General features: G+C 41.9%; 15 protein-coding genes. 5 read left to right on the top strand and 10 right to left on the bottom strand.

The window, feature by feature from the left end:
- The first annotated feature begins 209 nt into the window (after positions 1-209).
- Complete coding sequence (locus I8748_RS01855) at positions 210-4,370, top strand: non-ribosomal peptide synthetase (RefSeq protein ID WP_198122985.1); 4,161 nt, start codon at positions 210-212, stop codon at positions 4,368-4,370.
- 245 nt (positions 4,371-4,615) lie between these two features.
- On the opposite strand, the gene I8748_RS01850 is transcribed toward I8748_RS01855, so the two are convergent.
- The 3 genes from I8748_RS01850 to I8748_RS01840 all read right to left on the bottom strand — a co-directional run bounded on the left by I8748_RS01850 (position 4,616) and on the right by I8748_RS01840 (position 7,512).
- Complete coding sequence (locus tag I8748_RS01850; RefSeq protein ID WP_198122984.1) at positions 4,616-6,523, bottom strand: M48 family metallopeptidase; 1,908 nt, start codon at positions 6,521-6,523, stop codon at positions 4,616-4,618.
- Between the two features lie 138 nt (positions 6,524-6,661).
- Positions 6,662-6,859 carry a hypothetical protein gene (locus I8748_RS01845; protein WP_198122983.1) on the bottom strand — a complete coding sequence of 66 codons (198 nt, stop codon included), beginning with the start codon at positions 6,857-6,859 and terminating at the stop codon, positions 6,662-6,664.
- Positions 6,860-6,915: 56 nt separating this feature from the next.
- Entirely contained in the window at positions 6,916-7,512 is a 597-nt protein-coding gene (locus I8748_RS01840) for a LemA family protein (RefSeq protein WP_225896278.1), read from the bottom strand.
- Positions 7,513-8,489: 977 nt separating this feature from the next.
- Between I8748_RS01840 and I8748_RS01835 the strand changes: the two genes are divergently transcribed.
- On the top strand, positions 8,490-9,167 hold the full coding sequence (locus I8748_RS01835; RefSeq protein ID WP_198122981.1) for a DUF6875 domain-containing protein: 678 nt from the start codon (positions 8,490-8,492) through the stop codon (positions 9,165-9,167).
- A 197-nt stretch (positions 9,168-9,364) separates the two neighbouring features.
- Here the strand turns inward: I8748_RS01835 and I8748_RS01830 are convergent, their stop codons facing one another.
- From I8748_RS01830 to I8748_RS01800, 7 genes are all read right to left on the bottom strand, one after another.
- On the bottom strand, positions 9,365-10,717 hold the full coding sequence (locus tag I8748_RS01830; RefSeq protein WP_198122980.1) for a selenium-binding family protein: 1,353 nt from the start codon (positions 10,715-10,717) through the stop codon (positions 9,365-9,367).
- 225 nt (positions 10,718-10,942) lie between these two features.
- Positions 10,943-11,245, bottom strand: coding sequence for a hypothetical protein (locus tag I8748_RS01825; protein WP_198122979.1), 303 nt, complete (start codon positions 11,243-11,245; stop codon positions 10,943-10,945).
- Positions 11,246-11,296: 51 nt separating this feature from the next.
- Positions 11,297-11,788, bottom strand: coding sequence for a phage tail protein (locus I8748_RS01820; protein ID WP_198122978.1), 492 nt, complete (start codon positions 11,786-11,788; stop codon positions 11,297-11,299).
- A 204-nt stretch (positions 11,789-11,992) separates the two neighbouring features.
- Positions 11,993-12,457, bottom strand: a complete 465-nt coding sequence (locus tag I8748_RS01815) for a phage tail protein (protein ID WP_198122977.1) — start codon at positions 12,455-12,457, stop codon at positions 11,993-11,995.
- A gap of 57 nt (positions 12,458-12,514) precedes the next feature.
- The gene (locus tag I8748_RS01810; protein ID WP_198122976.1) at positions 12,515-13,000 is read right to left on the bottom strand and encodes a phage tail protein; all 486 of its coding nucleotides are present in this window, start codon (positions 12,998-13,000) and stop codon (positions 12,515-12,517) included.
- Between the two features lie 272 nt (positions 13,001-13,272).
- Positions 13,273-14,946 carry a phage tail sheath family protein gene (locus tag I8748_RS01805; RefSeq protein WP_198122975.1) on the bottom strand — a complete coding sequence of 558 codons (1,674 nt, stop codon included), beginning with the start codon at positions 14,944-14,946 and terminating at the stop codon, positions 13,273-13,275.
- A 185-nt stretch (positions 14,947-15,131) separates the two neighbouring features.
- Positions 15,132-15,680, bottom strand: a complete 549-nt coding sequence (locus tag I8748_RS01800) for a Pvc16 family protein (protein WP_198122974.1) — start codon at positions 15,678-15,680, stop codon at positions 15,132-15,134.
- 482 nt (positions 15,681-16,162) lie between these two features.
- Between I8748_RS01800 and I8748_RS01795 the strand changes: the two genes are divergently transcribed.
- The 3 genes from I8748_RS01795 to I8748_RS01785 all read left to right on the top strand — a co-directional run bounded on the left by I8748_RS01795 (position 16,163) and on the right by I8748_RS01785 (position 19,876).
- Positions 16,163-17,344: a sensor histidine kinase gene (locus I8748_RS01795; protein ID WP_198122973.1), complete on the top strand. Its 1,182-nt coding sequence runs from the start codon at positions 16,163-16,165 to the stop codon at positions 17,342-17,344.
- A 424-nt stretch (positions 17,345-17,768) separates the two neighbouring features.
- Entirely contained in the window at positions 17,769-18,449 is a 681-nt protein-coding gene (locus tag I8748_RS01790) for a response regulator (RefSeq protein WP_198122972.1), read from the top strand.
- Between the two features lie 161 nt (positions 18,450-18,610).
- Entirely contained in the window at positions 18,611-19,876 is a 1,266-nt protein-coding gene (locus tag I8748_RS01785) for a DUF4255 domain-containing protein (protein ID WP_198122971.1), read from the top strand.
- The last annotated feature ends 28 nt before the right edge of the window (positions 19,877-19,904 follow it).

The following is a 19,904-nucleotide window of genomic DNA, read 5'->3' as shown; positions in this document are numbered from 1 at the left end:
AGAGAAGATAGGTAATCTTGAGACTTATGGTAAAAGCTGTTATTTTCGCGTTATTCTTAGCGTCTTTGCGACGGCAGTCGCTCATGGGGGAAACCCCCAAGACCGCGCTGCCTCGCCTTTGCGTGAGCCAAAAAAGATTTATGCAGAAGTCTAATACTTTAGTATTTTGAGTTTTTTCACCAATCATTAAATTCACAGAGGATACTCACTTGAGCAATATCTCTAAAAAAATTGCAGAGTTATCTCCAGAGAAATTAGAACTTCTCTTAAAACTACGTCACCAAAAACAGGAAAACTCACAAAAAAAAGAAATAACCCCTCAAAGTAGAGAAACCAGCTTATTTCCTCTATCCTTTGCTCAACAACGCTTGTGGTTTCTAGACCAGTTGATACCAGGTAATTCCTTGTACAACATCCCTTTTGCATTGCGTCTTGTTGGTCAGCTAGATATCTTAGCTCTCAAGCGCAGCTTTAATGAAATTATCCGCCGTCATGAAATCTTGCGTACCTGCTTTCAGACAAATGAAGCAAAGCCGGTGCAACTAATTGCCTCTACCTTTGAGTTAACCCTTGCCACTATCGACTTGCAAGATTTACCTCCAGAAAAACGCGAGGATGAAGTCCGCAAACTGGCTAGTCTTGAAGCTTCCCAACCATTTGATTTAACTCAGCTACCGTTGTTGCGTGTGAAGTTGTTGCGCCTAGCACCCACTGAGCATGTGTTGCTGTTGGTCATGCATCACATTATCTCAGACGGGTGGTCAATCGGAGTGTTCACTCGCGAACTCGCTGTACTCTACGAAGCCTTTGTAACTGGCAAACCTTCTCTGGGAGACGCTGCGCGAACACACTTACCAGAACTTTCCGTCCAGTATGCTGATTTTAGCGTGTGGCAGCGGCAGTGGTTACAACAACAAGCACAAATCGAACAACTGCAATATTGGCGCAAACAGTTAGCAGATATTACTGTACTACAACTGCCCACTGACTACCTGCGAGCAGCAGTGCAGTCTTATGCTGGCGCCATCAAAATTCTTGAACTCCCCCAAAATCTCAAACAGGCGCTAGTGCAACTCAGCCAGCAACATGATGTGACTCTTTTCATGACCATGCTTGCTGCTTTTAAAGTCTTATTGCATCGCTACACAGGTCAAACAGATATTGTAGTGGGTTCGCCAATTGCCAACCGTAACCGCAGTGAAATAGAAGGACTAATTGGCTTTTTTGTCAATACTCTAGTGATGCGAACCTACCTTGACGCCAACCCTAGCTTTAGCGATTTGCTTACCAGGGTGCGAAAAGTAGCTTTAGGAGCCTATGCTCATCAGGATTTACCTTTTGAAAAACTGGTGGAGGAACTGCAACCAGAACGCAATTTGAGTCAAAATCCATTATTTCAGGTGTGGTTTAATCTGCTTAACTTCAAGGATGTGCAATTGCAACTGTCTGGACTGTCTGTAGAATCCATATTCATACCAGAAGTAGCTTCCAACTTCGATTTAAGTCTGTATGTTACAGAACAAAAACACTTAATCCAATTAACATTAGTCTACAATAGCGATTTGTTTAATGCAGATACAATTGCTACGATGCTCTTGCATTACCAGACTTTGCTAGAAAGTATTGTCGCTAACCCAGAACAGCAAATTTCTACCTTACCCCTTTTAACAGAAACGGAACGTTACTATTTAAAAAGCCGTGGTAATGTTGTCTGTCCATCCAACCCCTTAATTGAATTTCGCAAACAAGATATTGAACAATCAATCCCAGCTAGATTTCAAGAGCAAGTTAGGAAATATCCCCATAAAATCGCTGTCCATACAAAGAATTATCATTGGACTTATAGTGATTTAAACTGTCATGCCAATCAAGTAGCACAGGCAATCCAGAAACAATGCACATTCCAAGCAGATAAAATCGCTCTATTGTTTGAACATGATGCCCCAATGGTTGCTGCAATTTTGGGAGTTTTAAAGGTTGGTAAAACCTATGTTCCCTTAGATCCAAATTACCCCAGCGATAGGGTTGTTTACATTCTAGAGGATTCACTGGCTAGTGTTGTGATTACTAACAACAAGAACTTAGCCCGTGCCCAAGAATTAATTAAAGGTATTATCCCACTGATTAATATAGATGATATCAGCTTTTCTGGCGATTATAATGAAGAAAATCTAGAAATTTCACCAGATAATATTGCCTACATTCTCTATACATCAGGTTCTACAGGACAGCCGAAGGGGGTTATTCAAAACCATCGCAATGTTCTACATTTCATCAGAAACTACACTAATAATCTTCACATTAATGAGCAGGACGGATTTACGCTGCTATCATCTTACAGCTTTGATGCTGCGATCATGGATATCTTTGCTGCCATCTTAAATGGTGCAACTTTATATCCAATCGATATCAAGGATGAGGGTTTAACTTATTTATCACAGTGTTTGCAACAGCAAAAAATTACAATCTATCACTCAACACCAACTTTATATCGACACTTTATTAGTACTTTGACTGAAAATGAGCAGCTAAATAACATTCGTTTAGTTGTCTTAGGAGGAGAGGAAGTTGTCAAAACTGATGTTGATTTATATAAACAATATTTCTCCGACGAATGTATTTTTATCAACGGTTTAGGGCCGACAGAATCTACCGTCACCTTGCAATATTTCATTAATCAGCAAACAGAAATTACTCGTAATACTGTTCCAGTTGGTTATCCAGTTGAAGAAACAGAAATTTTATTGCTCAATGAAGCTGGCCAAAAGACTGATATCTACGGAGAAATTGCTATTAGAAGTCCTTACATCGCGCTGGGTTATTGGCAAAAACCCAACTTGACACAAGCTGTATTTCTCCCCGATCCAGAATGCGCTTCGAGGCGAATTTATCGCACAGGAGACCTCGGTCGTATCAGACCAGATGGTAGCATTGAATTTTTAGGACGAAAAGATTTTCAGGTCAAAATTCGAGGTTTCCGCATTGAGTTGGGAGAGATTGAGGCAGTACTGAGTCAACACCCATCAGTTCACTCAGTTGTCGTCATAGCTAGAATAGATACTCTAGGGGAGCAACGCTTAGTTGCCTATATTGTGCCACAACATGATTGTCCAACAACAATTAGCGAGTTACGTCAATTCGTGACAACAAAGCTGCCAGAGTACATGGTACCTTCAGCAATAGTAATGCTGGAGTCTCTGCCTTTGACACCCAATGGCAAAGTAGACCGCCGCGCCTTACCAGCACCAGATTTGCAAGTTAATCGCTCGGCTAGCTTTGTTCCACCTCGTGACACAATAGAACTGCAATTAACACAAATCTGGTCAGAAGTTTTAGAACTTGACTGGATCGGATTACAAGATAACTTTTTTGAGGTTGGTGGTCATTCCCTTTTGGCCGTTCGCTTGATGGCTAAGATTCAGCAGCAGTTGGGGAAAAATCTTCCTCTAGCAACTCTCTTCCAAGCGCCAACGATTGAACAATTAGCAGCTATTCTCCGACAAGATTTAGATTCCTCTGTCTGGTCGTCTTTGGTAAAGATTCAACCAAGCGGTTCAAAGCTGCCTTTCTTCTGTGTACCTGGAGCTGGTGGAAATGTAATTTACTTATATGATTTAGCACGTCATCTTGACCCAGACCAACCATTTTACGGTTTACAAGCACCAGGTCTTGATGGCGGAAAGTTTTACACCAGAGTCGAGGACATAGCACTGCACTACATCAAAGAAATACAGACTGTTCAACCGCAAGGCCCCTATTTATTGGGAGGTCATTCATTTGGCGGTAAGGTAGCCTTTGAAATGGCAATTCAGTTGCAAAAGCAAGGACATGAAGTAGCTTTACTAGCCATTTTCGATACCACAGCACCAATTATTAATTACAATAAACCGATAACTGACGATTGGGATGATGCTCAATGGTTGACTCAGTTTGCAAAAGTGGCAGAACTTTTATTCAAAAAGAATCTGAAAGTGTTTTACGCTGATCTCCAGTTTCTTGATCCAGATGAGCAATTCAAGTATCTGCTAAAACAGTTTGAAATAGCTAACGTCTTACCACTGGGAACAGACATCAGGCAATTTCGCAATTGGGTACAAGTTTTTAAAGCTAATCGTCAAGTTGATTATGTGTCACACGAGGTCTATCCAAATCGAATTACTCTGTTTCGTTCCAGCGAGATGATTACTGACGAGGCTTTTGGTCAGATAACTTCCGAGATGGCAGAGGATTCAGCGTGGGGTTGGGACAAAGTTTCTGCCCAACCGGTGGATATTCATTTCGTTCCAGGCGATCATATTACGATGATGACTAAGCCTCATGTCCAAGTCTTAGCCGAACTGTTGACCAAGGCTGCAACGGCTAACGGATGACTGATACTGTTTTACTTTGATGTTGATACAAATAGGCAGTAGGGGTGCAGGGGTGCTTTCGGTGCAGGGGTGAAAAAATTTGTATCAGATTTTTCGTGAAATGGTATAACTGACAACTAATACCAATTCTCTAAAATCCAGCAACACATTCAAACCCCAAAACCCAGACCATATCTGAGTACAGACGATTCGGCGAATCGTCTCTACAATTACGAATTACGAATTGGTATAACTTCTACTATCAGTCAACTGGTGTGCTTTTGCGAGACTTTTGGCAAGCCACGTTGGGGATTTAAAAATGGAGGTATGGGACAATCTAATGTCATCGCGATCGCTCTCAATAAATCTGCCTCTGATGCTGTAACTTTATTATCCACTAGTACAGTGTGGGCGCAGGCATCAACAAGAGCTTGCTTGAGTTTGGGACTGGCAAGGCGAAGGCGTTCAAGACTATTTTTTACTTCAGTAAAATTACTGTTGATTGCTGTGTCTGGTTTTTCTTGCTGTCCGGCTTTGGGGAGTCTAAAAACGCCAGAACGAAAAGCATAGGCGATGGCATCAGGTTGAGATTGTCCGACTCGTGCAAGTGCTGACAGCACCAAGATGCTATCTGGCCAAATCTGTTCTATGGATGTAAATTCTATGGTTGTAGCTGATGCGGCATTTATATAAGGTTGGAGACGATGCCACAGTACTAACTGCAAGACGAAATTCCAGAGTGATGAACTTTTGCTGGCTATAACTAAACCTTGGAGGCATTTACACAGCCTCTGACATTCTTTGGCGGAGTTTTGCCGCAATGCGGGTACTGTCAAATCCACAAGAGGTAAACGAATAGTAGGGTCTAACTGGCTGATTTGGCTACTGAATTCCAAGGTTTTCTCTACTAACTCAGCAGGCTGTACCTCGCGCAACCAGGCAATTTGGCGTTCTTGCACTGGCAGATTATTAGTCTCCAATGCCAGCGCGAAAATAATCGCCGTCGCACTTTGCTGTTCTCGTACACCCAAGCGTAAAGATTCTGGCAACTGCGACAATAGGGTTTGAGCATGGGCAAAATTTTCAGGTGCAACGGTTCCTACCTGGTTAACTATCTGTTCTGGGGTGGCATTTGCACCACCACCGCCAGCAAAGCCCATTGTCAAAGATTCCTGATAATGAGAACCTGTAGTAGAAGCTGGCATTGTTTTCAAATTACGAGCTTTCAAACCCCCGATACGACGGATACGTTCTGTCAGGGGTGGGTGGGTAGCAAGCATTTCTTCCCAAAAAGAGGGGTTGAGGGCATTGCTAAAGAACATATGACTCGCGGCTTCTGCACCTGGCGAAATCAAGCGTGAATCTATCTGTTGGAGTTTTTGCAGTACTCCTCTAATGCTATCGGGGTTGCGAGTGAACTGTACTGCCGAAGCATCGGCAAGAAATTCGCGTTGACGAGAGATTGCGGCTTTAATGAGGCGACCGCAGAATAATCCAATACTACCAATTGCCATTAGTGCTAAACCAAAAGCCCATAGAGGCAGACCTTTTTCTTCGCGGGAACTATCGCGAAGCCGCCACATTAATTCTCCAGTTAAATAAATAAACAAAATTCCGTGTAATAGTCCCATTAAACGCAAATTCAGCCGCATATCTCCATTGAGAATATGACTGAATTCATGGCCGATAACTCCTTGTAATTCATCCCGGTTCAAGTGTTGCAAACTGCCACGGGTGACTCCTATGACTGCATCGTTAGATGTAAACCCGGCAGCAAAGGCATTGATGCCAGTTTCTGATTCCAGCAAATAGACTTCTGGCACAGAAATACCAGAAGCGATCGCCATTTCCTCGACTATATTCAATAGTTGTCGTCCTTGTTCATTTGCTGTTTCTGCTAGTAAAAGTCGTCCCCCCAACTCTTGGGCAATTACTCTTCCCCCTTCCCGTAGACATAAAATTTTATACAGGCTTGCCAAAGCGATGGTAATTATTGTGATCCCAGCTACGCACAGAAATAATCCTGGATACCACCAAAACCGAGGCGCCATGCCCAAGAGCAACAATGCAGCACTATAAATTGCTACAATCATTACTGTGATGGATAGACAAAACAACCCAATTAATTTTTGTGTGTTCTGGCGTGCTAGATCCTGATGTTCAAAGAAATTCATAGATCATGTAGGTGGACATAATTAAATGTAAAATGGCAGCGATAAAAATCCCTACTGTTGGCGCTTTTCCCTCGTACCACCTGCCTTGAAAATACTTTGTGTCTTTGTGTCTTTTGTGAGGCAGCCCCCGTCTTGGTGTTAGCGTAGCGGTAGCGACGTAGGAGCGTCGGCAGTGCGGTCTTGGGGTTTCACGCCACGTGCTTTGGCTGTCGGCATAGCCGCCCAACGCAGTGGCTCCCCAAGTAGAGCAACTGCCGATCTTCGCAGTGGTAACGAGCTTGCGAGCGTCACCCGAAGGGTGGTTGAAGATTTTTTACCACCAAGGCACGAAGACACAAAGAAAATAGGGTTTTCATTCGTTCTAGTGTACGGAATTAATGACGGATGATTGTCTAAAAAGACATGCGTGGGACAGTTTTGATTTCGGGGCTAGCTTCTGGTAACAATTCTGCAACAGAAAAGTTAAAACTATTGGCTATTAAATTGCTGGGGAAAGATTCACTTTTAGTGTTGTAAAGTGTGACAGCATCATTAAAAGCCTGACGGGCAAAAGCAATGCGGTTTTCAGTGGAAGCAAGTTCTTCCATCACCTGACTCATGGTGCGATCGGCTTTTAATTCTGGGTAAGATTCTGAAAGTACCATCAAACGACTTAATGCCCCACTCAGTGCTGCTTCCGCATTGCCCAACTGCTGCATTGCTTGAGGATCACCGGGATTTTGCACAGCACGGCTGCTAGCATTAATTGCAGAATTCCGAGCGGCAATCACTGCTTCTAAGGTTTCCCGCTCATGTTTCATATAACCTTTAGCAGTTTCCACTAAATTAGGAATTAAGTCATAGCGGCGTTGTAACTGCACATCGATTTGAGAGTAAGCATTGTTGTAGCGGTTGCGAAACTTGATTAAATCGTTGTAGCTATTAATGATAATGACAGCAACTATGGCAATTACAGCAATAAAAAATATTAGAAATGCAGCCATACTCATAGATTTACATCCATAAACCTTGCAAATGGATAAATTAAACTTCTTTGAGCGGGAAACTTCTCTTTCACCAATCAAAGTAGTCGCCATATCCAGCTCAGTTTGCCTGGATATAAAAATGAGTCTACTGCCAGCAAGTTTGCTTCGTCCTCTGTAAATTCAGTTAAGTAAATATATTTATAAGTAATACTGATCATGCTACACTGAACAGGGCGATCGCCTGACTCAGTACCTCAACATTCTCCACTAAACTTTTAACATCGGTTGCCAAAATTAGTAAACCCATATTTAAATTCAAGCAAGTGACGCTGCGGAGGATACAAAGATAATTCAGATAGTCTCGAATGTTCAGCAGTTGATTTTGCCTACGGAATTAAGCGAAAACCAAAGGGATACAGTTAACTTTTGGTCAAAGTTTAGACTTACAAATACAACTGATCTTTGTTCTTCATTGAATCTTTAACTGGAACTGATACAGTTTATAAGAAATTCAAGTACAGATCAGAATATTAGGTTGTAATGTTAAGAACATGAGTTAAGTAATAGCTTCATTGTTTATCAGTAAGCTATTGTCTTGACTTCACATATTGCACTGTTTACCGTAAAAACCGTCATTAGTGATTAGTCATTTGTAAGCACAAATGAAGCCCACTAACTTCAAGGGGGAAACCCCAACGAACAGTTTGATGCCAGTTGCAAAGGCTGTTGGTAGAGCCTTTCGGCAGTCGCTCATAGGGGGCATCCCCAAGACTGTACTGCCTCACCGCGCTGCCGACGCTCCTACGTCGCTACCGCTACGCTAACACCACGCAACTGTCCTCTGCAACGCAGTGGCTGCTAATGACAAGTGACCAAAGACAATTCTCACGAGTCAGTGTGCAATGTCAATGGGTAACAGTTCTGTTATTCTTATGCTGCTTATAGGTATGAGAATGACTCATCATGTCAATTTATAAAATTACTGCATTTGTTTGAACATAATGCAACTATACACACCTACTGAAATCCAACAAACCCAACAAGATCTTCCCTACTTAAATGAAATCATGGAGTGGGTTAAGAATTTTTTAGCAAGCCCTCACCCCAATTTAGGTAGATCTGGCTCAGTTTGCCCTTATGTGGCTAATGCTATGAGATTAAACAGTATTCGGATGGCGGTTATTCGTGCAAAAAGTTTGGATTTACCGCAATTAGAAGAAATTGTTCAACGCTATCGTGACATCTTCCTTGAGATAGATTCAGAGCAGAAAGAATTATCTATTTATAGAGCTTTTATACTCATATTTCCAGATATGTGTATGGATGAAGATTTGAAATTAATTGATCAAATTCAACGAAAACTTAAACCATTGTTTGTGGAATTAGGCTTAATGTTAGGTGAATTTCACAAGCATACTCAAAGTCCTGGTCTGCACAACCCAGACTTTCGTCCACTGCGTAGCCCTATTCCACTACTAGCTATTCGTTTTATGGTTGAATCAGACCTTCCTTTTCTGCAAAGTCCAAATGATCCGCCCCATTTACGTATAAAGTATCTCGAAGCTTATATAAAGCTTTTCGCTGATCAGATTATAGATAAAACAAAGTTAGATAATGCTTATCAAGCATTAGCGTTAGCGAAAGAACAACTTAAACAAGAAAATGCGGTTTTACTATAAATTTACCTTTGTAACATCAGGTGATTGCCCCGATATTTGTAAATCCTTCTTTAGATAGAAACTTTAACTTGTTCTATTAACATAAATTCATTCCAAGAAGTACAAAGTCAAAGAATAGGGTAAACTCATCCCACCCCTAAAAGGAGTGGGCTTTCCTGCTGGCTTTCTGTACAGATGTTTCCTTTCCTTTGATACTTCTACACCCAGATATCCGAGGTGCAATCACCACCAGGATAGCGCATTTCATGAGCGCGAGCCGGGCCTGCTGGTTCTTTACCAAAATCAACGTAGAAATCTTCGTTGATTTTCAGTCCCCCCTTTTCAGTATCGCAGTCAATCTGCAATAAGTAAGAGCCAGACTTAGACAAGTCAGGGTAAAACTGATTATCCCAACTACTAAATAAAGAATTTGTGACATAAAGCCGCTTACCATCCAGACTTAGCTGTAGCATTTGCGGCCCACCAGCCAATTTATGTCCTTGAACTTCGCCACTTTTCCCTAGCAAACCACCGCACCAAACTTGACCGGTAAGTTGGGGATGGCTAGGATCACTGATATCGTATTGACGAATATCTCCATGTAGCCAGTTGGAGAAATAAACGTAGCGATCGCACATGGAAATTAAGATATCAGTAATCAAGGATGGTACAGGGATAGGCCAGCCTTCTAATTCCACCGATGGCACATCAATTACTTTCTCAACTTCCCAATTACCGTTAGACTTGTGCCAATGCCAAACATTACTACTAAGTGCAGCTGCGACAAATCCGTGAGTGCTGTCGGGGTTATGGTGAAAGCGCACTTCTAAAGGAATTAATCCTTCTTCCCCCAAATCAAAACTTTGGATAATTTCCCTTGTTGACCAATCCCAAAAATGTATATGGTGGCCATATTTACCAGCAGTTACATCATTTAGATCAAAACCAGGATAAAAGGTTTTAGGTGCGCCCCACTCGCTACTTACCATCACATTGTGACGCGGCTGATACCAAAAGTCATAGTTAAACTGCATGGCATCAGCTTGACGTTCCCATTGTCCAACAATATCAAAATTATCATTTAGTAACAAAAAGCCACCAGGGCCATTACCCTCGCTGTCACCTAGCATGGAAATCATCACATGACCATCTGCTAGACAATGTACCGTGTGGGGTGCAGTTAAGTTGGTCTTGGCTTTAATTTCTTCTGGTTCAATAACTTTGTACAGTTTTGGTGCTTTCGTCTCTACTGTATCAACTATATAAATACGGCTAGACCGTAAGCCAGGAATTACAGTATACCGTCGGGATTTACTAGCATCACCATGACAGGAACTACAGGTATTCCAACCAAAATGATGCAATTCATCGCCAATGTAAGGTACTGGTAGGCGATGAATGACTTGGGAATAAGTCGGGGAGTCTGGATCAACATCTATAGTTGCTAAATAATCAGGCTCTTCAATACCTGTACCTGTATAAAGAGCGATCGCATAAAGTACTTTTTCTCGTTCTGCCTTAATGGCTGCTTCAACAGAAGCGTAACCAGGGCCACAGCAAGCATGAGTCATAGTTTAACACCTGAACAAGCTTTGATAAATCGCAATTACTATGAATTTTTACACGTTCTGCTACAGATGGCCATGCCATAAGGTGTATTAGTTGGGTTATGGCATTCTATAGATTGCGATCGCTGACACGTTTTTGGGGTGAATTGTATTTTTACTATCGAGAAATTGAATCTCTAAATATAGAGCTATAGTTTAGTGATTAATATTTCTTTTTTTTACTTAATGTTAACTTTCTTTATCTTCTAATTCATTAATTTGGCGATAAAACTGCTGCAAATAACTCAAGTCGCACGCAAAAAAGTTTTCTACTACCGCAGGCGTAATTTCCTCCAAAGCTCCTAGACGAGTAATCACACGGGATAAAATAATTATCGTGGCATAGGCTGGATTCGATTTAACACGAGGGTCACGCAACGGCACAATTTCATCGATGGCCCTAGATAAACGCATTATACCTTTGCGGTGCAAATTGCCGTCCGCATCTAAATATCCTTTAGGTAAAGTAAATTCAAACTCAGTTTGTAACATTCGGTACTCAGCTAATGTACAGGCCAGTAGCGTCAAGTTAATAAATCAAGATTAGCTTACCTGAACCCGCTTTAATTCTTCAACCACTACTTCTATCTCCTCAATTTCATGTTCACTACCAGCAGCTTTCACATCAGAAATTGTATATCCAGTAGGCCAGGCATTTTTGAATTCTAATCGAAACTGCTCATTAGCTGCTTGATTGTAAATTACTAAAGAACCATCTCGCCTTTGTTCGCTCCACTTTCCTTCTTGAATAGCAGCTAACCAGTTCCACATTGTCATAGAAATAGTTAAACCCCGGCGCAGAATAATATTAGAATAAGTTACATTTCCAGGAATTTTAGTACGGACAATTCTGCCGTTAGTATTTCCTGCTTTACCCCAAGTCAGGGGTGTAACTTCGGAAATTTCTATTACCTGTTGGGTAGTTTTAAAGCCTTGACATTCCATAAAGTAACCATCTACTGGTTCTTGACTACCATCTAGTTTGAGTTCTAGATAAAAACGGCTATTTGTCAAAATTTCTGGAAATTCAGACATAAATTTTCACGTCTTCAAAAAAGGTGAAATCAGTACAGCAATTCTAAATAGCTGGTGGACAAAAAATCATAAAAACGAACCACCAAGTACGCAAAGTACGCAAAGGAAGAAAAGAGAGAATATGTTCACAAATAATTTAGGATTGCTGTATGAATGTAAAAGATAAAGCCTGAAGGATGAAATTGAAGCCTTCAGACTTGATCTTTACTTCTTACGTTCAAAGTAGGTGAAGCCAACTGTCACTGTTTCTGTGAGTAAATCTCCACTACCTGCTGAAAAATCTCCTGTTCCATAACTGGTAGGAAAGACATCTGTAAATTCGTATTGAACTTTTTCATCTTGACCATCATAGATAGAAAGTTTGCCTAGTTTGCGATTCTTGCGACCCTCTGATTTACCTCCTGAGAGGGCTTCAGCATGGCATTTGTTATACCAATCAAGCAACTGTTTAGAATCAGCAGTTGCCACACACTCAATAGTAATCTCAGAGCATTCTACGCCACCAATAGTAGCTTGTGTCTGAGTTTTGCCATCCTTAGTTACACCAATAGGTGCATCCCCTCCTGCAACTGTCATTTTCATTTGCATACCACTGATTTTCTGTATCAAAATTTCAGTCAGACCATCAGCTTCAAAGTAAAACTTGGCATTAGAAATAAATTCTGCCATAAACAAACCTCCAGGTAATTAGGTAATGAGTAATTAATCAGAAGAAAAAATTAAAATCTATTTAGTACGATTGATATTTTCACAAGTAAGGGTGTAAGTTTCTTCGATATAATCGTTGCCATTCACATCTAAATCCCCAATTTTATACTCAGATGGCCAAGCTTCTTTTAAATCCCAACGGAGAACTTCATTTCCATCAGTATCATAGGCAACTATAGAGCCTGTTTTTTTACTATCTAACCATTTCCCTTCGCCTTTTTCAGCTTTGGGCATACACTTTTTAAACCAAGCATACATTTTCTTGCTAGTGCTATCATCATCACCACTCATCAAAGTTGAAACTTCAATTGTAAACAGTCCTTCAAAACCAGCAGAGTTAATTTGTCTAATTGTTGTTCCTCCTTTAGTAGACATCAAAGGTTTATCTTGTCCTTTGACTTTTGCTTCAAATTTGACTCCACCAACTTTGGTAAAAGCCATATCGGTCATACTATCTATTTCAAAGTAAAAATTACTGGCGGCGATAGGTTTAAGTTCAGCCATTTCAATGACTCCTTGGTTTATTTAAGTTGTCGTAATTTTGGACTTACAGAGCTAAAATATTACCCTGTAAGTCAGTTAAAATTGAGCAAGAATTTGGATATTTATTAGTGTTTTAAATTTCGGAAACAACCTTGAAATAAAGGCTTTAAATCCAAAATCCAAAATCTAAAATCCCTCCGGGTGACGCTCGCAAGCTCGCTACCGCTGCGAAGATCGGTAGTCCCCTATCGACGCAAGGCGCCAAGACGGGTGCTACCTCATCAAAATTGCTATCACTGGTTAGGCGACCACTGACTAAAGCGGAAGATGACAAATTCCGCCGGCCTGACTGGACAAACACCAACTTCGATATATAAACGACCCAACATCATAGTTTCGTGAGTGTTGATACTGGCGTCGCACTTGACGTAAAAAGCTTCCGCAGCTGAAGCACCAAATAAAGCACCTTCCCGCCAGAGTCTTTCTAGGAAGTTGCTGACGGTGCGGGTGACACGTGCCCATAAATCTTGATCGTTAGGCTCAAATACTACCCACTGAGTACCGAGTTCTACTGATTTTTCGATATAACTCATCAAGCGGCGGACGCTGATATAGCGCCATTGCACATTATCTGGTTCTACTAAAGTCCGGGCGCCCCAAATCCGGATACCTCGGTTGGGGAAGGTGCGGATACAGTTGATTCCCAAGGGGTTCAAGAGTTCTTGTTCGCGCAAGTTGGTTTCATAGGCTAAACCAATTACACCTCTTGGTGTATCGTTAGCGGGGGCTTTATAGACTCCTCGCGTTTCATCTGTGCGACACCAGACTCCTAGCATGTGACCAGAAGGGGGAATCAGAATTGGTCTACCGCCGTTGCGGGGGTTTGGTACTTTAATCCAAGGGTAGTAAAGGGCGGCAAATTGCGATCGCCGATTAAATGCACTCAACCATTGGGCGATATGCTGCGGCTTCACCTGGGTAGGAGATACAGCCGTACCACCACCCTTGCACGGCGGCGGGTCTAGCACTACCATCCGGTTGGGGGCCGTATTTTCGCACAGACTGACCATTGTCTCCATAATCCCATGCACTTGGTCGAGATCCAAGATGCCGTTTTGATATGCCCGCAACAAGTCAGGGAAGGCAATCATGGTAACTTCGTCAATTTCAAAGATACCTTGCATACCGGTGCGATCGTCGCGTACCCCTTGCACATCTCGTGGAAAGCGGTCTGGTGTAGATATCAATGGGGGAGGACTCACCTCATAGAAACCGTTTGCTGGACGGCGAGATAAGGGTTGTCCTGGAGACTCTAAATCAACTGCGGCTACAAACTGAGATTCTTGCAAAGCTGTTAAAGCATAAGTACCGGCTTCTGCTTGAACTTGTGGGTTCATCGACAGATGGTCGTACTCTTCTAAAACTTCTCCATTCCGACTAATTACGACTTTAAAGAATTCACCAGTATTTAATGGTGGTTCTGCTTCTGGGTTTTCTGGTGGACGAGGCTGACTTTCGGTAATGACAACATTCAATCTACCTTCTTCCCCAGTTTGGTCATTTTCACCTTCAGCAGGCTTGAGGGCTAACTGCAAAGAGGGACGATTACCTGTAGTGCGAATCTTGAGCGCACTTTCTTCGGTGGGTGGTGGCTGGGTACCTGGGAGTTTAGTGCCGATACTTGCTACCCAACAACGCCCTCCCCCATTCAAAAACCAACCATTGACGGCAAAGGGTAAATAAGCATCGAAATCTGTATAACCATCGGAACCTTGTTTGGCAAAGTATTCCAAATACTCGTTCCACGATGTCACCAACATTGGTTTAAACAATTCGGCATCACCGCGCACATCTTCGGTAAAGCCGATAAAGCCAGCAATATTAGTACTCACACCCTCTATTGGGCGGCTACCTCGGTCTACTTCTTCGACGTAAACACCAGGTGCAAAGTAATCCAGTCTAGGCATAGTGAGTCATTTTCCTATGAAGTATGAAATGTGAAAGATGAAGTATAGCCGTAGTCACAAGGGAGCAGGGGAAGCAGGGGAACTCGGGGCCCCCACGACCGAAGGGGAGTGGGGATTAGGGGCACAGGGGAGCGGGGGAGCTTTCGGAGCAGGGGAAGAAAAACTCTTAACTTTTAACTCAGCACTCAGCACTCAGCACTCCTAACTCCTAACTCCTGCCTCCAGCTTTCTGCCTTATTGTTTAAGAGATTGCTTTGTAGGTTAAAGGGTATTGTTAACGTCACATACAAAGCTGGACGTAATGGCACACCCAAAGCACTCCACAAAGCAGCAGCATCGATGGGATGAATAGCAGAAACGGTCATTGACAATTCGCCATGACCGCGTAAGGCTGGTGCTAGCACCTCCTCTTGTAACGAGTGGTGATGTAACAGTAGTATCAATACTTCTGACAGCAGACGTTGTTCTCCCAAACTGGTGAAGTCCCAGGCACTCACCAGAAATGACACATCAAACCATCTAGGTGATAGCATTTGTATCCCCTGCTCGACTGGATGGCGAGAAACTGATTGCTGTATGTAAACATTTTCTCGGATGTTGTAACAGTACAAGTTCAGCCTGGGGTTTACATTTTGTTCCATACCAGGGTGGTTGAAATCAATTTGCTCTGTACTGAGCAGGGAAATCCCGTCAGCTAAAATTTCTGCTAAAGTCTGGGTAGCAGCTGGGATCATAAGACACAACAGCAGGGTTACTTGAATGCTTTGCCAATCATCTTGGTAGGTTTATTTGATGCCACCAAAATGAATGTCTAGAGGTTGGAGCGTCCTTACCAAAGTTCCTAATGTAAGCAGCAAATTATACCAATTTTTAATTAGTAATATTCCTGTATAAACGTAAAATAGTGCGTCTATACTTATTTTTTTCAATTGGTATTACTACCTACCCTACGGAAAAATGAAGGGCTTACAAAACGAAATAAACCTGATTAGGGCTAGCTATTCATAGCTTAAAGATCTAACAGTCTAGTAGTTATTAGACTTTGGTCGATATTCTAAAATAAATGTTGCAATTGCTGACATTGCAAACTTAGGAATGTAAGCTATATTAGTCCGTATTTATACAGTAAGAAGCATAATTTCCACTTGAGAAAAGATTGGAGAGCTTGTAGCATCTGCAAGGCTTTTTGCTGTTCGAGTATGTCGGAGAGTAAAAGATGAAGGCTGCTACTCAAGATTTAACTGCTCATACGCCTCTACCTTCATCTACGCACAATTTACCAAGTAAGTTGTCGGAAGTTGATGTTAACAGGATTTGCCAACTGATTGTTCAACAGTTAGTGACTATGCTTGAAAGTGTGGCTGTCTTTTCTGTATATTTCAATTTGGATACAGGAAAGCGCCAAATAGTTGCGGAATGTATACAAGACCAAATGCTTTCCGCACAGGCTACACCATATTTAAACACAGATGGCTTTGCATCTAGGCAATCTCACCTCTATTTATATCTGCAAGAAGAAAAATGGTTGCTAGAAGAATTGCCTCTTCTGGAAATCAGAGAGTTCAGCATTACAGAACAATATTACGTGTATATTTGCTGTGTAGGTGAACAGAGTCCAGTAGCAGCAGAATATATACTTGTATGCACTACTGAAATGCTTTCAAATAGACAGCAACAATTGATACTTAATAATGCTCAGATATTGAGTGAATATTTAGTAATGTATAAAGAGCGATCGCATCACATGAGAGAAATTGCATCTTTATCTCAAACACTAGGACGAGCAGAACATCAACTGCGGAACCCTTTAGCATTAATTAATCTGTATGCAGAAAATCTCCGCTTAGCTTTGCCTAATGGGTGTTTGCAAGAACAGGCTACACTGATTCGCAAAACAGTAGATGAACTCAGTGCTAAGTTGACCGATTTACTTTACTATGGGCAACAAGCAAGATTACAGATAAAGCAACATAATTTGCAAACAATTGTTGCTGAAAGTATTAAAAATTTAGAACCCTGGTTAAAACAGAAAAAATTACAAATCCATTATCCTGATAAACCTGTGTATGTGACAGTTGACAGCTGGCAGATAAAACAGGTTTTTGACAACTTATTAGCGAACGCAGTTCATTTTAGCCCTGATTCTGGGACAGTGAATTGCAATTGGCATGTGTACAATCATGAAGTTTTAGTGGAAATTCGCGATCGCGGTTCGGGAATTTCCGAAGACGACTTGAAGCAAATATTCAAACCATATTATTCTCGGCGTTTAGGGGGTACAGGCTTAGGATTAGCGATCGCACAAAAAATCATTCTAGACCATCAAGGCAGCTTATGGGCAGATAATATTGCCGATGGTGGCGCTCAATTCTCCTTTACCCTACCGATTAAAAGGTAATGAAGTATGGGGAATTGGGAATTGGGAATTGGGAATGGGGAATTCGGGGCCCCCACGACCGAAGGGAGGAGCCACTGCGGTGAGGCAGTACGGTCTTGGGGTCTCCCCAAGTGGAGTAACTGCCGAACCCGTAAGGGTCTTGGGGTCTCCCCCTTCGGGTTCGGCAGTGACGCTCCTGCGTCGCTAACGCTTCGCTAACGCAATCGGCGGAAGCCGCCAAGACTGCGACTGCCTCACCAAGTGGAGCATGTGGCGTTGGGGATTAGGGGCAATTGGGAATTGGGAATGGGGGATGGGTGGAAAATGACTATTGTCTTGCTGCCTAGGGATATATTGGACAAAAGTCAAAACTGCCTATATAAAGCCTTGTTCTGTATGTCTTAATTACGAATTACGAATTACGAATTACGAATTACGAATTACTATGAGCGTTGCAAAAGAGCTAGTTTCAATTTTGCTTGTAGATGATGAACCGCAATTTCGCCAAGGAATACGAATTTTATTAAACTTTTACAACAATAGTAGTTCTGTAGGTTTCAACATTGTTGGAGAAGCTGCTTCTGTTGAACAAGCTGTGAAGTTAACCACAGAACAACATCCCGCTTTAATTTTACTGGATATGGAATTGCCACCAGAAGATGGAATCACAGCTTTACATCGCTTGGCAGAATTATCTTATAACGGGAAAGTACTAATTTTGTCAGCACATCAACAAGATGATTGGGTGTTTCGAGCAATGCAAGCTGGTGCTTGGGGTTATGTATTTAAAGACCAATTAGCTAGCCAATTACATGAAGCTATTACTACTGTAATTAATAACAAAATATATTTACCTCCAGAAGTAGCAACAGGCTTTTTTAGGTTGTTTCACTACTACACAGGACACTCCTTGACTACTGGTGCTGGCATTGAGTTAACCGAACGAGAAAAAGAAGTATTAAACTGGTTAGTCCAAGGAGCTTCTAACGAACAAATCGCTGGTCGCCTTTACATTACAGTCGCCACCGTTAAAGCTCATTTAACAGCCATCTTTGAAAAATTAGGTGTTGCTAGTCGCACTCAGGCAATTGTCAAAGCCCTCAAGTTGGGTTTGGTTTGCCCTTAGTGGGGAGCAGGGGAGATGAGGAAGATAATTCTTAACTCTTAACTCCTAACTCTTAACTCTTAACTCCCAACTCCTAACTCAGCACTCAGCACTCAGCACTCAGCACTGAGTTAGCACCCAGCACTCCTAACAAATGACAACTGACAAATGACAACTGACCAATGAGCAATTATTTAGCCATTGCCACTGTTACTGCAACTCTACAAAGAACGTTGCAGGCTAGTGTACAAGTAGATGTGGATGGTGCGAGGGTGACAACTGTTAGACCCGATCGCTTGAATACTGGTTCGCCAGAAGCGGGAGTTAATATTTATCTCTATGATATTTTACAAAATACCGCTTGGCGCAGTGCTGATTTAAGGCAACGCTTTTCAAATGAAAAATATACTAAGCAACCACAAACCGGTTTAGATCTCTATTATTTGCTCAGTTGCTATGGTAACGAGGTGGAGTTGGAACCGCAGCGCTTGATGGGTAGTGTGATTCGCACTTTCAATACTAAAGCAACTCTCACCCAACAGATGATTCAAGAGACTGTCGCAGACTCAACTTTGACGTTTTTGGCAGATTCTAACCTCGCTGAACAAGTTGAAACTATCTCTATTTCTCCTGTCGATTTAAATATTGAAGAAATATCTAAAATTTGGTCTGTATTTTTTCAGACCGCTTACTCGCTATCAATGGCTTATAAAGCAAGTATCATCTTAATCGATAGCGGTGAAATACCCAAAAAACCCATACCTGTACGCAGTCTTGGGCGTCAGATCACACCTTATCAGCCAGCGATCGCTCAAATCAAGGTCTTAGAAGCGCTAGCTAAATTATGGCAAACACCACAAGCAGCAACGCCTTTGATTCTCGCTACCAGCACTTTGCTCATTCAAGGTGACAGGTTAGGCGCAGAGAATATCCAAGTACGTATCGGTAATGTCAAAGCAACCCCACAAGCTGTAACTGACAGACAAATAACTTTAGATCTCTCCTCCATACCTGTAAATTCCTTGCGGGCGGGAGTCCAGAGTTTACAGGTGATTCATCCCCAACAACATGTTAATTCCAATGTTGTACCAATTTTGTTACGTCCAACTATTCAGGAAGTGACAGTAACTAACTTAGAGGTTAGGGAAAATGATACGCGATCGGCGGAAGTTTCAGTGTTAGTTAATGTCACCCTTGAGAAAGGACAGCAAGTAACTTTAGTATTAACTGAACTTTCATTGACACAATTTGCAGGATATTCCTTTGAGCAAACTAAACAGCGACGTAGCAATACTCACTCTATTACCTTTACAATTACTGATTGTTTACCAGGAAGTTATTTGGTACGCCTAATAATAGATGGTGCTGAAAGTCTTTTTACTGTTGATACAAATCCCAATAGTCCTACATTTGAACAGTACATTGGGCCTGTGGTAGTGATTTCGTGATTGATGACTGATGGCTGATGACTGTGAG

The organism is Amazonocrinis nigriterrae CENA67 (assembly GCF_016056305.1).
In the GTDB taxonomy this organism is placed as follows: Bacteria; Cyanobacteriota; Cyanobacteriia; order Cyanobacteriales; family Nostocaceae; genus Amazonocrinis; species Amazonocrinis nigriterrae.
Note: the sequence above shows the minus strand (reverse complement) of the source record. Positions and strands in the feature narration are given on the sequence as shown.

Excerpts from the sequence above, each read along its gene's own strand:
- I8748_RS01850 (WP_198122984.1), bottom strand. The coding sequence starts at position 6,523 with ATGAATTTCTTTGAACATCAGGATCTAGCACGCCAGAACACACAAAAA.
- I8748_RS01840 (WP_225896278.1), bottom strand. The coding sequence starts at position 7,512 with ATGAGTATGGCTGCATTTCTAATATTTTTTATTGCTGTAATTGCCATA.
- I8748_RS01835 (WP_198122981.1), top strand. The coding sequence starts at position 8,490 with ATGCAACTATACACACCTACTGAAATCCAACAAACCCAACAAGATCTT.
- I8748_RS01830 (WP_198122980.1), bottom strand. The coding sequence starts at position 10,717 with ATGACTCATGCTTGCTGTGGCCCTGGTTACGCTTCTGTTGAAGCAGCC.
- I8748_RS01825 (WP_198122979.1), bottom strand. The coding sequence starts at position 11,245 with ATGTTACAAACTGAGTTTGAATTTACTTTACCTAAAGGATATTTAGAT.
- I8748_RS01820 (WP_198122978.1), bottom strand. The coding sequence starts at position 11,788 with ATGTCTGAATTTCCAGAAATTTTGACAAATAGCCGTTTTTATCTAGAA.
- I8748_RS01815 (WP_198122977.1), bottom strand. The coding sequence starts at position 12,457 with ATGGCAGAATTTATTTCTAATGCCAAGTTTTACTTTGAAGCTGATGGT.
- I8748_RS01810 (WP_198122976.1), bottom strand. The coding sequence starts at position 13,000 with ATGGCTGAACTTAAACCTATCGCCGCCAGTAATTTTTACTTTGAAATA.
- I8748_RS01805 (WP_198122975.1), bottom strand. The coding sequence starts at position 14,946 with ATGCCTAGACTGGATTACTTTGCACCTGGTGTTTACGTCGAAGAAGTA.
- I8748_RS01800 (WP_198122974.1), bottom strand. The coding sequence starts at position 15,680 with ATGATCCCAGCTGCTACCCAGACTTTAGCAGAAATTTTAGCTGACGGG.
- I8748_RS01795 (WP_198122973.1), top strand. The coding sequence starts at position 16,163 with ATGAAGGCTGCTACTCAAGATTTAACTGCTCATACGCCTCTACCTTCA.
- I8748_RS01790 (WP_198122972.1), top strand. The coding sequence starts at position 17,769 with ATGAGCGTTGCAAAAGAGCTAGTTTCAATTTTGCTTGTAGATGATGAA.
- I8748_RS01785 (WP_198122971.1), top strand. The coding sequence starts at position 18,611 with ATGAGCAATTATTTAGCCATTGCCACTGTTACTGCAACTCTACAAAGA.